Consider the following 17,057-nt stretch of genomic DNA (forward strand, 5'->3'; position numbering starts at 1 on the left):
GTAGCAACTTGTCTTGAGTTCAAGATAAATTTTCAGGGGTAAGCCAATGGCAGTCCAGCGACAGATGGATGCGGTCGATGCAATTCTTCAGCAGTGGCACCGCGAGCGGCCTGACCTGGATGTCAGCCCGATGGGCGTGATCGGCCGCGTTGGTCGTTGCGCATCGTTGCTGCGGCGCGAGCTGGACAGGCTGTTCAGCAGCTTTGGCCTGACCTCCTGGGAGTTCGATGTGCTGGCCACCTTGCGCCGCTCCGGCGAGCCCTACCGCCTGGCTCCGACTACCCTGTTCTCGACCCTGATGGTCACCTCCGGCACCATGACCCGGCAGTTGCAGCAACTTGAGGCCTCTGGGCTTGTCAGTCGTATAGCCAACCCCAGTGATGCGCGCAGCATGCTGGTGCAGCTGACTCCGGCCGGACTGGAGCTGATCGACCGCGCGGTAACCGCGCATGTGGCCAACGAAGCGCGGCTGCTGGCCCCGATTGCCGCCACCGAGCTGGCGCAACTGGAGGCGCGGCTATCCGAGCTGCTGGCGGTGCTGGAACCGGCTGGCGAGTGATATTCAACAACTCTGCCGCAGGTCGGTGGGGGACAAGAAGAGGTGCGTGATGAGCAACGAATTGGTGATCGAAGATATTCAGTTGGGTGATGGCAAGGAAGTGGTCAAGGGGGCGCTGATCACCACCCAATACAATGGGTTTCTCGAAGATGGCAGCAAGTTCGACTCCTCCTATGATCGCGGCAAGGCCTTCCAGTGCGTGATCGGCACCGGCCGGGTGATCAAGGGTTGGGATATCGGCATGATGGGCATGCGCGTCGGCGGCAAGCGCAAACTCTTCGTCCCCGCGCACCTGGGTTATGGCGATCGCGAGTTCGGTGCGCACATCAAGCCCAACTCCAACCTGATCTTCGAGATCGAGTTGCTGGAAGTGCTGACGCGGGATGATTGAAGGACGTTCAGTAGCCACCCTCGTCATCAACGCAGTGCCGCGATTTTTTGTGAATACGTAGGATGGGTGGAGTGGAACGATACCCATCACGCTTCCATGCGAGCCAGGGTGTTGAGCTGAGGGCTGCATGGGTATCGCTGCGCTCAACCCATCCTACGAGCTAAGGTGCTTTGCGCCATAGCCGGTAAAGCTGCATCCCTTTACGATCAGGCAACCACTCGGAAGGATGCAGCCAATGGATTGCCTGATTCGAATCGCAACAAACGGGGACGCTGCTGCCATAAGCCAGATCGTTGTTCGCTCCCTACGTGAGTCCAATGCCCAGGACTACTCGCCAGAAATAATCGAGCAAGTGGAGCAAAGCTTTTCCCCTGCGGCGATCCTTCACTTGCTGACCCAGCGCCAAGTCTACGTGGCGACAATCGACGGCCATGTTGTTGCAACGGCCAGCCTTGATCGGGACATTGTACGAAGCGTGTTGGTCGATCCGGCCTCTCAAGGGGCAGGTATAGGAAGACAGCTGATGGCGATGATCCAGTCAGTCGCCGTCAACGCAGGCGTCAAACTATTGCGCGTTCCATCTTCAATCACCGCAGAAGGCTTTTACTCTTCACTTGGCTTTGAAAAAGTTCGAGACGAATTTAACGGGGCTGAGCGCACGACCATCATGGAAAAGAGCCTGGATCAATAGCGTATGTCTGCGGACTCACATCTAGCTTCTGCACTGGGCCACGATGGGGCGAGGCCGCCACTTACCAGGCCGCTGCTATTCCCTTGCCCCAAAACAACAAACCCGGCACAAGGCCGGGTTTGCAGGGTAACGGTGTAGCGCTTACTTGATCTCGACCGCCAGGCTGTCGTGGATCTTTTTGTTCCAGATCGCTGGGCCGGTGATATGCACCGACTCGCCCTTGGTGTCGACCGCCACGGTAACCGGCATATCCTTCACGTCGAACTCGTAGATGGCTTCCATGCCCAGTTCGGCGAAGGCCACCACGCGCGACTTCTTGATCGCCTGGGCGACCAGGTAGGCTGCACCGCCGACGGCCATCAGGTACACGGCCTTGTTGTCCTTGATCGCTTCGATGGCAATCGGGCCGCGCTCGGATTTACCGATCATGCCGAGCAAGCCAGTGCTTTCGAGGATCTGCCGGGTGAACTTGTCCATCCGCGTGGCGGTGGTCGGGCCGGCTGGGCCTACCACTTCTTCGCGTACCGGATCGACCGGGCCGACGTAATAGATAAAGCGGCCTTTGAGGTCCACCGGCAGCTCTTCACCCTTGTTGAGCATGTCGACCATGCGCTTGTGCGCGGCGTCGCGGCCGGTGAGCATCTTGCCGTTGAGCAGGACGGTTTCGCCCGGCTTCCAGCTCTGCACGTCTTCCGGGGTCAGGGTGTCGAGATCGACGCGGCGCGCGCTCGGGCCGGCTTCCCAGACAATTTCCGGGTAGGCGGACAGGTCCGGCGCTTCCAGCTCGGCCGGGCCGGTGCCGTCGAGCACGAAGTGGGCGTGACGGGTGGCGGCGCAGTTGGGGATCATGCACACCGGCAGGCTGGCGGCGTGGGTCGGGTAATCCATGATCTTGACGTCGAGCACGGTGGTCAGGCCGCCCAGGCCCTGGGCACCGATGCCCAGCTGGTTGACCTTCTCGAACAGTTCCAGGCGCAGTTCTTCGATACGGTTCGAAGGGCCGCGGGCCTGCAGTTCGTGGATGTCGATGTGCTCCATCAGCACTTCCTTGGCCATTACCGCGGCCTTCTCGGCGGTGCCGCCGATGCCGATGCCGAGCATGCCCGGCGGGCACCAGCCAGCGCCCATTTCCGGTACGGTCTTGAGTACCCAGTCGACGATGGAGTCGGACGGGTTGAGCATGGCCATCTTCGACTTGTTCTCGGAGCCGCCGCCCTTGGCCGCAACGTCCACTTCCACCTTGTCGCCGGGGACGATGGAGTAGTGGATCACCGCCGGGGTGTTGTCCTTGGTGTTCTTGCGCGCGCCTGCCGGGTCGGCCAGGATCGAGGCGCGCAGGACGTTTTCCGGCAGGTTGTAGGCGCGGCGTACGCCTTCGTTGATCATGTCGTCGACGCTCATGGTCGCGCCGTCCCAGCGCACGTCCATGCCGACGCGGATAAATACGGTGACGATGCCGGTGTCCTGGCAGATCGGCCGGTGGCCGGTGGCGCACATGCGCGAGTTGATCAGGATCTGCGCCATGGAGTCCTTGGCTGCTGGCGATTCTTCGCGCAGGTAGGCCTCATGCATGGCCTGGATAAAATCCACGGGGTGGTAATAGGAGATGAACTGCAGGGCGTCGGCGACGCTCTGGATCAGGTCGTCTTGCTTGATCACGGTCATGCTGGGCGCTCCTTTTTGTAGGGGTAGGAGTAGGGCGGGGACGTTGCGGGGCGCTGGGTCATGGTCCGGCGCAGGCTTTCACGGTGCTCTCGAGGTAAACCACCACGAGCTTAAAAAAGGCGCGGCAGTATAACGCGCGTCAACCGGTGCGGACAGTCGCCAGGCCCCGACCTTGGTCGCTGATCGGCCACAGGCGCTCTGCGCCGGGCCAGAAACGACGGGTCCTGGAGGGCCTGCGTCGGCCCGGCGCAACCTTGTGTCAATAGAGCCTAGGCATTCCCAGGACGCGAGGGTAGAGTGGCGGCTAGATGCCAGTATGGGAAGGAGCCCGTGAGCCCAAATAGCCAAAGGGTCACTCAGCGAACGTTGCAACATCTGCTGCTGAAGCGTTTCGGCATGGCAGCGGCGAGCTACGCCCTGACTGCGCTGTTGTGCGGGGTGGCCCTTGTCAACGGGCTGTTTCATGCGTCCCTGAGCAGCGCCCTGTTGCTGCTGGCGCTGGCCGTGGTCAGCCAGCTGGTGTTTCTCGGTCTGTTCCTTAGCCGGCAGAATCTGCGCTTTGCCGACCCCAGCCTGACCGAACCTCAGGTCCTTGTCGCGCTGGCCTGGCTGACCCTGGTGCTGGGGCTGTTCAGCGACGGTCGCGGCAGCATGCTGGTGATCTATATGCTGATTCTGCTGTTCGGCGTATTCCAGCTACCGCCCAGGGTGTTCGCCCGTTGCGCGCTGTTCGCCTTCTTCGGTTTTGCCGGCCTGAATCTCTATGAGGCCTTCACCTATCAACTGGCCGACCCGCGGGTGGCGATTCTTCAGGTAAGCGTGCTGGCCGCCGTGCTGTTCTGGCTGAGCCTGTTTGCCAGCTACGCCCAGGCCATGCGCCAGCGTATGCGCCAGCGGCGCTTTGCCCTGCAGGCGCATCAGGACACCCTGCGCGGCATGATGCATCAGCTGGAAGAGCTGGCCGCCACCGACGAGCTGACCGGCCTGTGCAACCGTCGGCATTTTCTGCGCCTGGCCGGGCACGAGCTGCAGGGGCTGAGCCGCGACCGCCAGCATGGCCTGGCCCTGCTCGATCTGGATCATTTCAAGCGGATCAACGATGTGCACGGGCATGCCGCTGGTGATCGGGTGCTGCAGACCTTTGCCGCGGTGGCGCGGGCCTGTCTGCGCGAGGGTGACGTGATCGCCCGCTATGGCGGCGAAGAGTTCGTGCTGCTGTTGCCCAATACCGAGGCCGATCAGTTCACCGCCTGTTGCGAACGTTTGCGTGAAGCCTTCAGCCGTGCCGAGCCGTTAGGGGTTAAGGTAGTCAGCCTGAGTGTTTCCATAGGTATGACCTTGTTAAACCAGCACGATGATCTCGACGAGGCGCTGCAGCGCGCCGACCAGGCCCTGTACCAGGCCAAGCGCGACGGCCGTAACCGTTGCGCGGCGACCTGGGAGGATGCCGATGCCTGAGTTGCGGGTCGCCGAGCGGTGCCTGCATGTCGCGCCAGCCCGTAACCTTCTGGATGCCCTGCTCGATGGCGGGGTCGCCGTGCCCTACAGTTGTCGGGCCGGCAGCTGTCATGCCTGTCTGGTGCGCTGCGTGCGCGGCGAACCCCTGGACGACAAGCCCGAGGCCCTCGATCAGGCCAGTCGCGAGCAGGGCTGGCGGCTGGCCTGTCAGTGCCGGATTGTCGATGATCTGGTGGTCGAGGTGTTCGACCCGCTGCGCGATGGCCGGCCCGCCCGGATCGCCGCATGCGACTGGCTGAGTCCGACGGTGCTGCGCCTGCGCCTGGTGCCGCAGCAGCCACTGCGCTACCGAGCCGGTCAGCACCTGGTGCTGTGGACGGAGAGCGGCATTGCCCGGCCCTATTCGCTGGCCAGCCTGCCGACGGAAGATCCCTGGCTGGAGTTCCATCTGGACTGTCGGCTGAGTGGGGCCTTTAGCGACGCCGCCCGGCATTTTCAGCCTGGCGAGGCCGTGCGTCTGGGCGAGCTGCGCGGCGGTGCCCTGCACTACGATGCCGACTGGCAGCAGCGCCCGCTCTGGCTGATGGCCGCCGGCACCGGCCTGGCCCCGCTCTACGGGGTGCTGCGCGAAGCCTTGCGCCAGGATCATCAGGCCACTATCCGGGTTCTGCACCTGGCCCATGAGGCTGGCGAGCATTACCTGGCCGACAGCCTGGGCGAACTGGCTGCCAGCCATCCACAGGTGCAGGTCGAACTGATTACCGCGGCCGACTTGGCGGCTGCTTTGGCCGAACTGCGCCTTGTTTCACGACAAACCATCGCCTTACTCTGCGGCCACCCGACGAGCGTCGAAGCCTTTGCACGCCGCCTTTATCTGGCGGGTCTGCCGCGCAACCAGGTCTTCGCCGATGTGTTTCTGCCCCACGCCCGCTGATGGCGACGTGGCGGCTCTGCGAGGATAGACGATGAGTGAGCATCTACTGGTTGAGCGCGAGCAGGGCTTGCTGACCCTACGCATGCACCGCCCGGACAAGAAGAATGCCCTGACCCGCGCCATGTACAGCGGCATGGCCGAAGTGCTGCTGCAGGTCGATCAGGATAAAAGTGTACGCGCTGTGCTGATCACCGGTGGCGAGAGCTGCTTTACCAGTGGCAATGATGTGGCCGACTTTATCCAGGCTCCGCCCAGTGGGCTGAACAGCGAAGTGTTCCAGTTTATGCAGGCGCTGTTCGAGTTCAGCAAGCCGGTGGTGGCGGCAGTCAACGGCCCTGCGGTGGGCATCGGCACGACCATGCTGCTGCACTGCGACCTGGTCTATGTCAGCGGCGATGCAACCCTGAAGATGCCCTTCGTCAACCTCGGCCTGTGTCCCGAATATGGCTCCAGCCTGATTTTGCCGCGTCTGCTCGGCCATGCCCGTGCCGCCGAACTGTTGCTGCTCGGGCAAAGTTTTAGCGGCGAGCAGGCCGCTACCTGGGGTATCGCCAATCAGGCGCTGGAGAGCGGTGCAGCAACCCTGGCCAAGGCCCGGGAAATGGCCCTGCGCTTTCAGCAACTGGCCCCCGCAGCGGTGGCAGACAGCAAACGCCTGATGCGTGGGCCAGGGCGTGAAGAGCTGCGCCGGGTAATCGAGGAGGAGGGCGCGCTGTTCGGCCAGCGCCTGCGTTCGCCAGAAGCCATCGAAGCGCTGACAGCCTTTATGCAGCGGCGCACGCCGGATTTCTCCAAGTTCGCGTAGGGTGTGCCGTGCGCACCAGGGGGCTTCAGTGCTCCTGGTAGGTGGCCCCGCAGGCTACGAATAGCAAAAGGCCGCTCAATTGAGCGGCCTTTTGCATTGCTTGCGCTTTAAACCAGCGCTTCGCCTACATGCAGCAGCTTCATGGTGTTGGTGCCGCCGATGGTGTGGTAGCTGTCGCCCTTGGTCAGGATCACCCAGTCGCCGGCCTGCACCACGCCGCGCTTGAGCAGCTCGTCCACCGCCGCCTGGCTGACTTCGCTGGGCTGCAGCGCCGCCGGGTCGAAGGGCACGGTATAGACGCCACGGAACATGGCCGCGCGGGCCTGGGTTTCGCGGTGCGGGGAGAAGGCGAAGATCGGCACCGAGGAGCGGATGCGCGACATGATCAGCGGCGTGTAGCCACTTTCGGTGAGGGCGATGATCGCCTTGACGCCGGGGAAGTGGTTGGCGGTGTACATGGCCGCCAGGGCGATGCTTTCGTCGCAACGCTCGAACTCGGTGCCCATGCGGTGGCTGGATTTCTTGCTGGTCGGGTGCTTTTCCGCGCCCAGGCAGATGCGCGCCATGGCTTGCACCGCTTCCAGTGGGTAGGCACCGGCGGCGCTTTCCGCCGAGAGCATCACCGCATCGGTGTAGTCGAGCACGGCATTGGCCACGTCGGAAACTTCGGCTCGGGTCGGCATCGGATTCTGGATCATCGACTCCATCATCTGCGTGGCCGTGATCACCGCCTTGTTGTGGCGGCGCGCGTGCAGAATGATTTTCTTCTGGATGCCGCACAGCTCGGCGTCGCCGATTTCCACGCCCAGATCGCCCCGGGCCACCATGACCGCGTCACTGGCGCGGATCAGGCCGTCGAGGGTTTCGTCGTCGGCTACGGCTTCGGCGCGTTCGATCTTGGCCACCAGCCAGGCAGTGCCGCCGGACTCGTCGCGCAGCTTACGCGCGTACTCCATATCCGAAGCGTCGCGCGGGAAGGACACGGCCAGGTAATCCAGCTCCATCTCTGCGGCGAGCTTGATATCGGCTTTGTCTTTTTCGGTCAGGGCCGGGGCGGTCAGGCCGCCACCGCGGCGGTTGATGCCTTTATGGTCGGACAGCGGGCCGCCAATGATCACTTCGCAGTGCAGCGCGTCGCCGGTAGCGCTTTCCACGCGCATCACCACGCGGCCGTCGTCGAGCAGCAACTCGTCGCCGACGCCGCAGTCCTTGACCAGGTCGGGGTAGTCGATGCCGACGATGTCCCGGGTACCGGCCGTCAGTGGGTGGCTGGTGGAGAAGGTGAAGCGGTCGCCGACCTTCAGTTCGATACGCTTGTCGGCAAATTTGGCGATGCGGATCTTCGGGCCTTGCAGGTCGCCGAGCAGGGCAACATGGCGGCCATGCTTGGCGGCGAGATCGCGGACCAGTTTGGCGCGCGCCTTGTGCTCGTCGGGGGTGCCATGGGAGAAGTTCAGGCGGGCCACATCGAGGCCGGCGAGAATCAGTTGCTCGAGGACTTCGGGCGAGTTGCTGGCCGGGCCGAGGGTGGCGACGATTTTGGTGCGGCGAATGGTCATGCACTGACTCCTGAGTTGCGAATGAGCACGAGGCTACTATGGCGCAACCCTGTAGTCATTGTTCCTCTGCACTACCTCGGTAACTGGTTTCGTGGGCGGCTAAGTAGTCGGTGATGTAGGCAGTGGGGTGAGTGCCAGTGCTTACCCGCGTAAGCCGCGGGCTCTTGGCAAAGCCCTTGGTCCGGAGTGGCATTGCTCAGCAATGCGCAGATTGCTCGGTGCGCACGGCGCACCCTACTGGAGCGGCTTGCTGAGCATTGATGCGCCGGCCGCCTGGGGCTAGAACGTGGCGCGGTTCAGCGCCTGATCCAGATGGCGGGCGGCCTTGATGCTCAGCTCGCTCTGCGGGTATTGCACCAGCAGACGGCGCAGGTAGGAGATGGCCTTGTCGCGGCTGGCGCTGGGGTTGTCGGGGGCCAGGTACATCAGGGCGAGTTGGTAGAGGGCCTTTTCCTTGATGTCGGCGGGGATACCGGGGTCGCTCAAGGCCAGCAGGTAGAGCTCCTCGGCCTCGTCGACGCGGTTCTTCAGCACGGCGCGGCGTGACAGCAGGGTCATGTCCGGGTCGAGGCTGGGCTTGTACAGGTCGAGTTTCTGGTTGGGTTTCCAGTGGGCGAGTAGTTCGCGTGAAGTTTTTTGTACCGGTTCTTTGGCGCGTTGGCGGATCATCACGATGCGCGCCTCGGCCCGCTCGGCCGCACGGCTGGCGGGGAATTCGTTAAGTACCTGGGAGAAGTAGTTGAGGGCCTTGCTGTCATCACGCTGTTCGTTAAAGCGGTTCATATAGAGCAGGCCGCTCTGGTACAGGCTGATGGCACGGACTTCGTTGCTGAGATTCTCGTCGTGGTAGCCGGTCAGGTAGAGTTGTTCGGCCTTTTCGCTTTTGTTATCGCGGATGGCCTGGGCGCTGTAGGTCAGCAGGTCGCCTTCCTCTTCGATGGCGGCGAGCATGCGGTTATTCTTCAGGGTCTTGTATTCCACCACTTCATGGGTGGCCACCTGGGCGATAAACAGCGGGGTGGTGGGGGAGCAGGCACTGAGCAGGCCAAGACAGACCAGGGGCAACAGGCGGTGAGCGATGGGCATGACGACTCCAGGGCGAATAGCCGGGTCGCGCCAGTCTAGCCAGGCGCGGCTGGCCGGGCTAGCCAGGATGGCCAAGACCCATCGGAGGATATGGGCCTGAAGAATTTCCCCCGGCGGTCGATACACTGCCCATATAAGGAGAAGGCTATGCGAATTCTAGTGATCGTGGTGGTGCTGTTCAGCATGCTGGGGTGCAGCCGCCATCGCCTGGACAGCAATCTGAACAATGCCTACCAGGCCTATGAGCGTGGCGAATGTGAGGAAGTGATGCTCTACCTGTCCAAGGCCGAGCGTTACAGCCGTTCGCGCAGCTATATACAGCCGGAGATTTCCCTGCTGCGCGGGCAGTGTCTGGAGCGTCAGGCATTGTTTGTCGATGCGCTGCAGACCTACCGCTTCATCGTCGCCCGCTATCCCACCAGTGAATATGCCTACCGCGCCCGCGCGCGCCTGGAAACCCTGCGTCAGCTTGGGCATGATAGTCCGGTCGAACCAGCCAAGGTGTCTGCCGTCAGCCCTTGACCGCTGGTCGACGAGTGCCGAAGCCCGCCGGGTCGGGCATTAAGCTTGGGACTTGATCGGGAGGGATTCCATGCGTGCGTTGTTATGCCTGTTGCTCGTGCCGGGGTTGGCGGCTGCGGAAATCTATCGCTGGACCGACGCCAATGGCCAGGTGCATTTCGGCCAGCGCCCCGCCGCGGCGGGTGCCGAGGTGATCGAGGTCAAGCCCCAGGTGGTCGAGCGCGACGAGCTGACCCGTGAGCGTGAAGCCCGCGCCAGCCGCTTTTATGACGCACGCCGTGAAGAGCAGGCTCAGGCTTCGGCTGCGGCGGCCCAGAGCCGGGCCGAGCGGGCGAACGAATGCAATAAATTGCGCCGCATGCTCGCGGAGATTCCCGAAGGCCTGCGCTACTACCAGGAAACCGCGGACGGCCAGCGCAACTACCTCAGTGACGAGGAGCTCGATACCACTCGTCGTCAGTTGCGTGACCGGGTGTCAGAGCGCTGCTCCTGAAACTGGTTTACCCGCAGTAGTGGGGTCATACTCAATGGCCATCCATAGCGATTTGCCATTATGTCTATGCATGTTCAGCGCCGCATCGAACGCCATCAGTTGCCGTACTACCTGAAGGTGTTCAATCGCATCACCGACAAGCCGATGGGCTACATCGGCAATGTGTCCCTGGACGGCCTGTTGCTGATCAGCCAGCTGCCGCTGCTGGTTGGGGCGCGTTTCGATATGCGCCTGAAAATCCCCGGCCAGCTCGAGCCGCACTTTATCGACTTCTCCGCCACCTGCCAGTGGAGCCGTGAGGATGTCACTCCGGGTTATTACGACTCGGGATTTGCCCTGGTCGCTCCACCCGCCGATTACGTGGAAATGGTCGACGCCCTGCGTCACTACTTCAGCTTCCATCCCCTGGCGGCGTCCGCTTAAGCCAGGCGAATACACCACCCATAGGGTGCGCCGCGCACCGGGTCCCCACCGTTCTTGCTGCCCTTAGCCAATCGCTCTGGCATATCTGCGTTAAATCTTCGCGGACAAGCCCGCTCCTACAGAAACGTTATTGTTAACGGCCATAAAAAAACCGCCCCGAGAGGCGGTTTTTTTCAGGGGCCAGCTTAGGCGTTGACCGGCTGCTCCAGGGGTTCCAGTTGCAGCAGCGCATCGGAACGGGCCTGGACTTCGCGGTAGCGCTCGGCATCGTTGGCCAGCACCTTGCCCATGGCCGGGAAGATCTCGGCCAGCTTGGTCTGCCACTGCGCCGAAGCGACCTGCTCGGGGAAGCAGCGCTGGATCAGGTCAAGCATGATCGACACCGTCACCGAGGCACCAGGCGAGGCACCGAGCAGGGCGGCGATGGTGCCGTCCTTGGCCGCCACCAGTTCGGTGCCGAACTGCAGGATGCCGCCGTTCTTGGCGTCCTTCTTGATGATCTGCACGCGCTGACCAGCCACCTCCAGGCTCCAGTCCTCGGCCTTGGCCAGGGGGTAGAAACCACGCAGGGTTTCCAGGCGCTGGGCTTCGGATTGCAGCACTTCCTTGACCAGGTAGCGGGTCAGGTCGAAGTTGTCGCGGGCCACCGCCAGCATCGGACCGATGTTGTTGAAGCGGATCGACAGCGGTAGATCGAGGAACGAACCGCGCTTGAGGAACTTGGTGGTGAAGCCGGCGTAAGGGCCGAACAGCAGCGAGGTCTTGCCATCCACCATGCGGGTATCCAGGTGCGGTACCGACATGGGTGGCGAACCGACCGCAGCCTGGCTGTAGACCTTGGATTGGTGCTGCCGAACCACGTCCTGGTTGTCGCAGCGCAGCCACATGCCGCTGACCGGGAAGCCGCCAAAGCCTTTGCCTTCCTCGATGCCGGACATCTGCAGCAGCGGCAGCGCCGCGCCGCCAGCGCCGAGGAAGACGAACTTGGCCTGGATTTCACGGCTGCTGCCGTTCTGCTGGTCCTTGACGCTGACTCGCCAGCCCTGGCCGTTGCGGGCCAGGCCGACGACTTTTTGGCTGCAGGTGACCTTGGCTTGCGGCTGTTGGCCAACATGAGCCAGCAGGCTTTTGGTCAGATTGCCAAAGTTGACGTCGGTGCCGGCCATGACGCGGGTGGCTGCAATCGGCTCGTTGGGATCGCGGCCCGGCATCATCAGCGGCATCCACTCCTGCAGGGTGGCGCGGTCCTCGGTGTATTCCATGTCCGCAAAGGCATGGTGCACAGTCAGCGCCTTGAAGCGCTTCTTGAGGAAGTCGATACCTTTCTGGCCGCGTACGAAGCTCAGGTGAGGAATGGGGTTGATAAAGGACTGAGGCGTGCCGAAGCGACCTTTCTCGACCAGGTAGGCCCAGAACTGCTTGGACTCCTCGAACTGGGTGTTGATGGTCACCGACTTCTTGATGTCGATCGAGCCATCTTCCGCTTCCGGCGTGTAATTCAACTCACACAGGCCGGCATGGCCGGTGCCGGCATTGTTCCAGGGGTTGGAACTCTCCAGCGCCCCGGCGTCCATCATCTCGAGCACTTCCAGCTTGATGCCGGGGTCGAGCTCCTTCAGCAGCACGGCCAAGGTCGCGCTCATGATGCCGGCTCCCACCAGCACCACATCCATCGTTTCGTAATCGTTCTGCGCCATTACTACTTCTCCGCAAACCAGCACTCAATAGACGTTAGAAGGCCTGTGCATAAAACACGGCCGATCAGAAGTCGCCGAGATGCTCTGGATAAAAGGAAGTAAGACCCAGGAAGCTGATGCCTGCCGCAAGATCGTTCATTTTCGCCACACTCTTGTGAAGTTTTTAAAACCGTTTTTTTCACGCTCTTTTGGAGCCGTGAACCTCAAAAAGCACGTCTGCGTGGGGGTTGCCTTTGTGCCCGCGCAAAGCAGCCGCAGCCATGCTGCAGGCGTTTACGTTATGGGCGAAGGCGGCAACCGGAGGGGCAGCGCGAAGTGGGCGACTCTCTGGGGCGGTGGCCGATCAGTGCGGCATCGGCGTGAGGGCAAGGCCCGATCAGGAGGCGTCCTTATAATCGGGGCGAGATTATAAGGGCAAAGCGGAAAAATTGATCGCCTGGCGTGACTTTTCTTCTTCCGTCGGTCAGGCCGGCAGCGCGGTGCGGGGGCGTGCCTGGACTCTGGATTGGGGAATTATGGCGCTGCCCGGCAGGGGTTGATCGAGCCAGCTGAGGTTGACCTGAGTGACCTCGACCCAGCCCGCGCTTAGTGGGGCCTGGGCTGACTGGCGCAGGGAGCGGCAGATGCCCTGACTGTTGAGCAGGGCGAAAGCGCGCAGAGGACGGGCAGGGGCGAACAAGGCAAACAGTGAAAACATGGCGAATGACTCAGGCTTTGGACGACTAAAGTCTTATGCCATGGCCACGTGACAAGGCTGTGACGGGAACCAGTTGCGCCGTAAAAGGTTCCAAAAAGCAGCGCTGTCAGGCGTTTGCACCGCGGTTATACTGCGCGCCACTTTCGCCCCTTTTATTGGAGAGATGAGCATGCATCGTCTACTGCTTGGTCTGGTGGCCGTTGCCAGCCTGACCCTGGTTGGCTGCGCCCACAGCCCGCAACAACTCAGCCCGCAACTCAAGATCAACAGCCCATTGACAGCAGTCGGCCAGGGCCAGCCGGTCGTCGTACGCGTGGCCGACGGCCGGCCGTCGCCAGTACTGGGCACTCGTGGCGGTCTCTACCCGGAAACCAGTGCGATCAGTGTTAGCGGCCAGGACATCCTGCCCAAGCTGCAGGCCCAGGCCGAAGCGGCCGTCCGCCTGCTCGGCTTTACCCCCACGGCCAATGCCTACAATGCGCCGCAGCTGACCCTGACCCTGGCCGAGCTGAAGTATCAGTCGCCGAAAGAAGGTCTGTATGTGACCGAGGCGAATATCACCGCCACCTTCCGCTCCGATGTGCAGAACAGCAGCCGGCGCTACAGCGGCCGTTACGGTGCCTCGCTCAACCAACGTTTCGGTATGGCACCTAACCAGGCGACCAATACCAAGCTGATCAGCGACGTGCTCAGTGATGCCCTGACCCGCGCCTTCAAGGACCCGACCATCGGGCAAATGCTTCAGCAGTAAAGGCGGCGATTACGCCCATAAAAAACGCCCGGACTCGTCCGGGCGTTTTTTATGGGGCTGGGGCAACCCAGGCAGGCTCAGGCGGCCTGGCTGAAAAGCTCTGGCAGGCTGATGCCGGTCTGCTCGTCGATTTCCGGCAGGGCATAGTGCTCATGCCCGCCGAGGGCGCAATAAACCAGCCAGTTGTGGTCTTGCACATTAAAGGACAGTTCGTCGATGACGGCGTCCACTTCGTCCAGCGAGTCAATCAGGTAATCACGATCTTGGGGTTGAGCGTGCAGCATGGGCCTGTTCCTCCGTGGCGGGTTCTGTTCCGGCTCGGTGTAAGGTGCGCACAGAGCAAGTGTTAGACCATAGACCAGGCTTGTGACAATGTTTAGACCGGTTAGTCATGTTTCTTGCTGTTCGTCGGAAAGCAACCCTGGTGCAAGGCCCCTTAGGTAGACTCCGCGCCGTGTTTTGGCGGCCCGAGAACCTATTCGGGCGTGATGAATGTTCAGCTGCGGCCGATCGCCGCATCGCTGCAGGAAATTGAGGTCGATCATGTCTATGCAGACACTCTGGTCGTTATTTCTTGGTCAACCGGGGCAGATGCTCAATGGTCTGGCCCTGTTCTTCGGCCTGGCCGGTGCCTGGCTGCTGCTGGCGACCCGCATACGCGAGCAGCGGGCGATGGCGCGCCTGATCGCCGGCAGCGAGATGGATGATGTGGCCGGGCAGGCCTGCGTTTTCGATGAGCCGACGCTGCGTCTGAACCGCTTCTTCAACGGCTTCGGCTACGCGACCCTGGCCCTGGCGCTGCTGCTGTCCTGGGTCAGTACCGGTCTTTAACCCGCTAGCGCCAGCGCCCGGTGCAGGCGCTGGCTGTATGGCCTGCTAGAGCGGCAGGCCGGCCTTGATCCGATACTGGTTCCGCACCGGGTTGGCATATTGCAGGATCAGGAAGGGTTGCTGCTCGCTCGGGCAGTTACTCAGGCGCTTGTGCCATTCAGCCTGGGCCGCCGCCAGTTCGGCGGCTGAAAACAGTTGCGCGGCGTCGGGCACGTTCAGCTCGGGATCACGCTCGGCCCACATGGCGTAGGCCAGGTAGTGCACGGGAAACAGCCGGTAGCCGCTGAGGATCTGACGGTCCATCTCGGCGGCCAGTTGCTTGCTGTCTTCCAGTCCCTGGCTGACCACGCTGCCGAAGTGCACATGCACGCGCCCCTTGTAGCCAGTGATGCCGAGGGCGATGCTCTGGTCGTCTTCGCCCGCGGCCTTGCTGTAACTGCCGCTGCTGGCGCGGATAAACAGCTCACGGGCCTTGGCCTGGTCACAGGGATCGTATTCGTAGCTGATCGATACCGGGGTCAGGCGCAGGGAGCCGATTACCTCGGCGAAGGCTTCGCCCTTGCGGCTCATATGGAACATCTTGAGGATCGCCGAATCGGTACGGTCGTCGCCGTCCTTGGCTCGACCTTCGGCCTGGGCAATCCAGATGGATTCGTTGTCCGTGCGGATCGAGTGGTTGATATAGGCCGAGAGCAGTTGATAGGCCGCCAGCTTTTCCCGCCGGCCGCTGATCGAGCGGTGCACGATAAAGCTCTTGTTCAGGCGCATCAGGTCGCTGACGAAGGGCTTCTGCAGCAGGTTGTCGCCAATTGCGATGCGCGGAGTCGGCAGCCCGGCGTGGTACACCGCATAGTTGACGAACGCCGGGTCCATGACGATATCGCGGTGGTTGGCGAGGAACAGGTAGGCGCAGCCGGCCTGCAGGTGTTCGATGCCGGAGTAGGTCACGCCGTCGGTTGCGCGCTCGATGGTGCGGTCGACATAGGTTTCGATTCGGGCCTGCAGCGCGGCGACCGAATCGACATCGCGGAACTCAAGACGCAGGCGATAGGCTATAAGTGGTTTAAGCAGCCAGCCCAATGGAGCCGCCAGGCGCGGGAAGCGGAACTGGGTAAGGATGTCGAGAAACACATCGTCCGCCAGCAGGCGCGCCAGAACGGCGGGGACTTCGGCGTCGGCGTAAGGTCGGATGGCATCGAATTCGCCCATCATGCTCTCTTGTCGTGGTTGGCTGTGGAGGAGCCCAGGCAGCGCGCAGTTAAGTCGCGCATGGCTGCAAGCAATGCTGTTCGCCCGCTGTCGGGCCAGCTATAGACCGGCGATTATACGCCCAAGTCACACGGAGGCTGTGATGCTGGAAAGCCAGGATTATCAATGCCCTTACTGCGGTGAGCAGGTCGAGGCCATGCTGGATCTGTCGGCCGGGGATCAGGAGTACATCGAGGACTGCCCGGTGTGCTGCCGGCCCATCGTTTTTTCGCTGCACACCGATGGCGAAGACTGGACGCTGGATGTGCGCGGGGAGAATGACTGATGCAGCGCGTCTATGAACCGCAGGACCTGATGGAGGGCGAACTGCTGCTGAGCATGCTCGCCAGCGAGGGTATCGAGGCCTATCTGACGGGGCAGCATCTGGCCGGCGCGGTGGGCGAGCTGCCGGCGTGCGGCCTGCTCGGGGTGCTGGTCGAGGATGAGCAGGCGCAGAGCGCACAAGCCCTGATCGCCGCGTACAATGCCGCGCAACCCCTCCCCGGCGAAGAGCCGGAGAGTTTTCAGGGCACGCTGCTCTGCTGAGCGGCCGCTGCCGGTACGTTGCGCCGGCGCACCCAGCCCCTATCCTGACTTCCCCTAGAGTTGCCCCATGTGTGGACGCTTTGCCCTGTTCCGTTGGACGCCTGCCTTCGCGGCCATTCCCGGTTTCCCCGCTGACCAGTTACCGCACTGGAGCATTTCGCCCAATGCTCAGGTGTTGCTGCTGCGCAACGTCGACGGCGCGCGGCAGCTGGCGCGGGTGCGCTGGGGGCTGACGCCGCCCTGGCTGACCGATCTGAGCAAGACCCCGGCCCAGGCCCGGGCGGAAACCCTGGCGGATCAGCCGATGTTTCGCGAGGCCTTTCGCCTGCGTCGCGGCCTGTTGCCGGCCAACGGCTTCTACGAATGGCGTGGTTCGGCGCGCAAGCGCCCCTACTGGCTGACGGGGGAGGCGAGTCCGCTGTATTTCGCGGCCCTGTGGGAAGCCTATCCGGTGGACGGCTGCGTGTATCTGAGCGCGGCGGTGGTGACCCAGGCGGCGGCCAGTCAGCGCCGGCCGTTGATTCTGGATGAGGCGGACCAGGCAGCCTGGCTGGCCGCCGATACGCCGCACAGCGACCTGCTGGCGCTGCTGGCGCGGCCTCAGCCGCAACTGCGCGAGCGGGTGCTGGCCAATCTGGTCAATGATCCCAAACTCGATGGGCCGGAGTGCCTGACCCCGGCCTGATTCGCCTGCAGTGGCC

Annotated in this window: 21 protein-coding genes; 14 read left to right on the plus strand and 7 right to left on the minus strand. The window is 62.7% G+C overall.

The features are described from left to right. Positions 1–46: 46 nt before the first annotated feature. The 3 genes from WMW70_RS15305 to WMW70_RS15315 all read left to right on the plus strand — a co-directional run bounded on the left by WMW70_RS15305 (position 47) and on the right by WMW70_RS15315 (position 1,641). Positions 47–559, plus strand: a complete 513-nt coding sequence (locus WMW70_RS15305) for a MarR family winged helix-turn-helix transcriptional regulator (protein ID WP_341438324.1) — start codon at positions 47–49, stop codon at positions 557–559. 49 nt (positions 560–608) lie between these two features. Beyond that, positions 609–950, plus strand: a complete 342-nt coding sequence (locus tag WMW70_RS15310) for an FKBP-type peptidyl-prolyl cis-trans isomerase (protein WP_325503218.1) — start codon at positions 609–611, stop codon at positions 948–950. A 235-nt stretch (positions 951–1,185) separates the two neighbouring features. After that, complete coding sequence (locus tag WMW70_RS15315) at positions 1,186–1,641, plus strand: GNAT family N-acetyltransferase (RefSeq protein WP_341438325.1); 456 nt, start codon at positions 1,186–1,188, stop codon at positions 1,639–1,641. 141 nt (positions 1,642–1,782) lie between these two features. Here WMW70_RS15315 and WMW70_RS15320 read toward each other — a convergent pair whose 3' ends face one another. Continuing rightward, positions 1,783–3,306: a fumarate hydratase gene (locus WMW70_RS15320; protein WP_341438326.1), complete on the minus strand. Its 1,524-nt coding sequence runs from the start codon at positions 3,304–3,306 to the stop codon at positions 1,783–1,785. 330 nt (positions 3,307–3,636) lie between these two features. On the opposite strand from WMW70_RS15320, the gene WMW70_RS15325 reads away from it, so the two are divergent. Genes WMW70_RS15325 through WMW70_RS15335 form a run of 3 tightly spaced genes read left to right on the plus strand, consistent with a single transcriptional unit; the run spans position 3,637 to position 6,503 of the window. Further along, complete coding sequence (locus WMW70_RS15325; protein WP_341438327.1) at positions 3,637–4,764, plus strand: GGDEF domain-containing protein; 1,128 nt, start codon at positions 3,637–3,639, stop codon at positions 4,762–4,764. After that, a complete protein-coding gene (locus WMW70_RS15330; RefSeq protein WP_341438328.1) occupies positions 4,757–5,698 on the plus strand; it encodes an iron-sulfur-binding ferredoxin reductase in 942 nt (313 codons plus the stop codon). Before WMW70_RS15325 ends, WMW70_RS15330 begins: the two co-directional genes overlap by 8 nt. A 31-nt stretch (positions 5,699–5,729) precedes the next feature. Next, positions 5,730–6,503: an enoyl-CoA hydratase gene (locus WMW70_RS15335; protein ID WP_341438329.1), complete on the plus strand. Its 774-nt coding sequence runs from the start codon at positions 5,730–5,732 to the stop codon at positions 6,501–6,503. Positions 6,504–6,610: 107 nt separating this feature from the next. On the opposite strand, the gene pyk is transcribed toward WMW70_RS15335, so the two are convergent. Together pyk and WMW70_RS15345 are read right to left on the minus strand one after the other, a co-directional pair. After that, complete coding sequence (gene pyk / locus WMW70_RS15340) at positions 6,611–8,062, minus strand: pyruvate kinase (RefSeq protein WP_341438330.1); 1,452 nt, start codon at positions 8,060–8,062, stop codon at positions 6,611–6,613. A 279-nt stretch (positions 8,063–8,341) separates the two neighbouring features. Next, positions 8,342–9,148, minus strand: coding sequence for a tetratricopeptide repeat protein (locus WMW70_RS15345; protein ID WP_341438331.1), 807 nt, complete (start codon positions 9,146–9,148; stop codon positions 8,342–8,344). Between the two features lie 147 nt (positions 9,149–9,295). Here WMW70_RS15345 and WMW70_RS15350 point away from each other — a divergent pair, with 147 nt between their 5' ends. From WMW70_RS15350 to WMW70_RS15360, 3 genes are all read left to right on the plus strand, one after another. Then, on the plus strand, positions 9,296–9,670 hold the full coding sequence (locus tag WMW70_RS15350) for a tetratricopeptide repeat protein (RefSeq protein WP_341438332.1): 375 nt from the start codon (positions 9,296–9,298) through the stop codon (positions 9,668–9,670). Between the two features lie 70 nt (positions 9,671–9,740). Further along, the gene (locus WMW70_RS15355) at positions 9,741–10,163 is read left to right on the plus strand and encodes a DUF4124 domain-containing protein (RefSeq protein ID WP_341438333.1); all 423 of its coding nucleotides are present in this window, start codon (positions 9,741–9,743) and stop codon (positions 10,161–10,163) included. Between the two features lie 66 nt (positions 10,164–10,229). Beyond that, positions 10,230–10,586, plus strand: a complete 357-nt coding sequence (locus WMW70_RS15360; RefSeq protein WP_341438473.1) for a PilZ domain-containing protein — start codon at positions 10,230–10,232, stop codon at positions 10,584–10,586. 185 nt (positions 10,587–10,771) lie between these two features. Here the strand turns inward: WMW70_RS15360 and mqo are convergent, their stop codons facing one another. Both mqo and WMW70_RS15370 read right to left on the minus strand, forming a co-directional pair. Next, complete coding sequence (gene mqo, locus WMW70_RS15365; RefSeq protein WP_341438334.1) at positions 10,772–12,283, minus strand: malate dehydrogenase (quinone); 1,512 nt, start codon at positions 12,281–12,283, stop codon at positions 10,772–10,774. Positions 12,284–12,746: 463 nt separating this feature from the next. Beyond that, on the minus strand, positions 12,747–12,980 hold the full coding sequence (locus WMW70_RS15370; RefSeq protein WP_341438335.1) for a hypothetical protein: 234 nt from the start codon (positions 12,978–12,980) through the stop codon (positions 12,747–12,749). A 169-nt stretch (positions 12,981–13,149) separates the two neighbouring features. Between WMW70_RS15370 and WMW70_RS15375 the strand changes: the two genes are divergently transcribed. Further along, a complete protein-coding gene (locus WMW70_RS15375; RefSeq protein WP_341438336.1) occupies positions 13,150–13,731 on the plus strand; it encodes a YajG family lipoprotein in 582 nt (193 codons plus the stop codon). A gap of 77 nt (positions 13,732–13,808) precedes the next feature. On the opposite strand, the gene WMW70_RS15380 is transcribed toward WMW70_RS15375, so the two are convergent. Then, positions 13,809–14,015, minus strand: a complete 207-nt coding sequence (locus tag WMW70_RS15380; RefSeq protein WP_325503181.1) for a hypothetical protein — start codon at positions 14,013–14,015, stop codon at positions 13,809–13,811. A gap of 259 nt (positions 14,016–14,274) precedes the next feature. Here WMW70_RS15380 and WMW70_RS15385 point away from each other — a divergent pair, with 259 nt between their 5' ends. Then, complete coding sequence (locus WMW70_RS15385) at positions 14,275–14,562, plus strand: hypothetical protein (RefSeq protein WP_341438337.1); 288 nt, start codon at positions 14,275–14,277, stop codon at positions 14,560–14,562. Positions 14,563–14,607: 45 nt separating this feature from the next. Here WMW70_RS15385 and WMW70_RS15390 read toward each other — a convergent pair whose 3' ends face one another. After that, positions 14,608–15,771, minus strand: a complete 1,164-nt coding sequence (locus WMW70_RS15390) for a 1-acyl-sn-glycerol-3-phosphate acyltransferase (protein ID WP_341438338.1) — start codon at positions 15,769–15,771, stop codon at positions 14,608–14,610. 142 nt (positions 15,772–15,913) lie between these two features. On the opposite strand from WMW70_RS15390, the gene WMW70_RS15395 reads away from it, so the two are divergent. From WMW70_RS15395 to WMW70_RS15405, 3 genes are all read left to right on the plus strand, one after another. Next, positions 15,914–16,096, plus strand: a complete 183-nt coding sequence (locus WMW70_RS15395; protein ID WP_341438339.1) for a CPXCG motif-containing cysteine-rich protein — start codon at positions 15,914–15,916, stop codon at positions 16,094–16,096. Continuing rightward, positions 16,096–16,356, plus strand: a complete 261-nt coding sequence (locus tag WMW70_RS15400; RefSeq protein ID WP_341438340.1) for a putative signal transducing protein — start codon at positions 16,096–16,098, stop codon at positions 16,354–16,356. The genes WMW70_RS15395 and WMW70_RS15400 overlap by 1 nt, the downstream gene beginning before the upstream one ends. A gap of 67 nt (positions 16,357–16,423) precedes the next feature. Then, positions 16,424–17,041 carry an SOS response-associated peptidase gene (locus WMW70_RS15405; protein ID WP_341438341.1) on the plus strand — a complete coding sequence of 206 codons (618 nt, stop codon included), beginning with the start codon at positions 16,424–16,426 and terminating at the stop codon, positions 17,039–17,041. Positions 17,042–17,057: the final 16 nt, after the last annotated feature.

Source organism: Pseudomonas sp. XK-1 (assembly GCF_038069885.1).
Taxonomy (GTDB): Bacteria; Pseudomonadota; Gammaproteobacteria; order Pseudomonadales; family Pseudomonadaceae; genus Aquipseudomonas.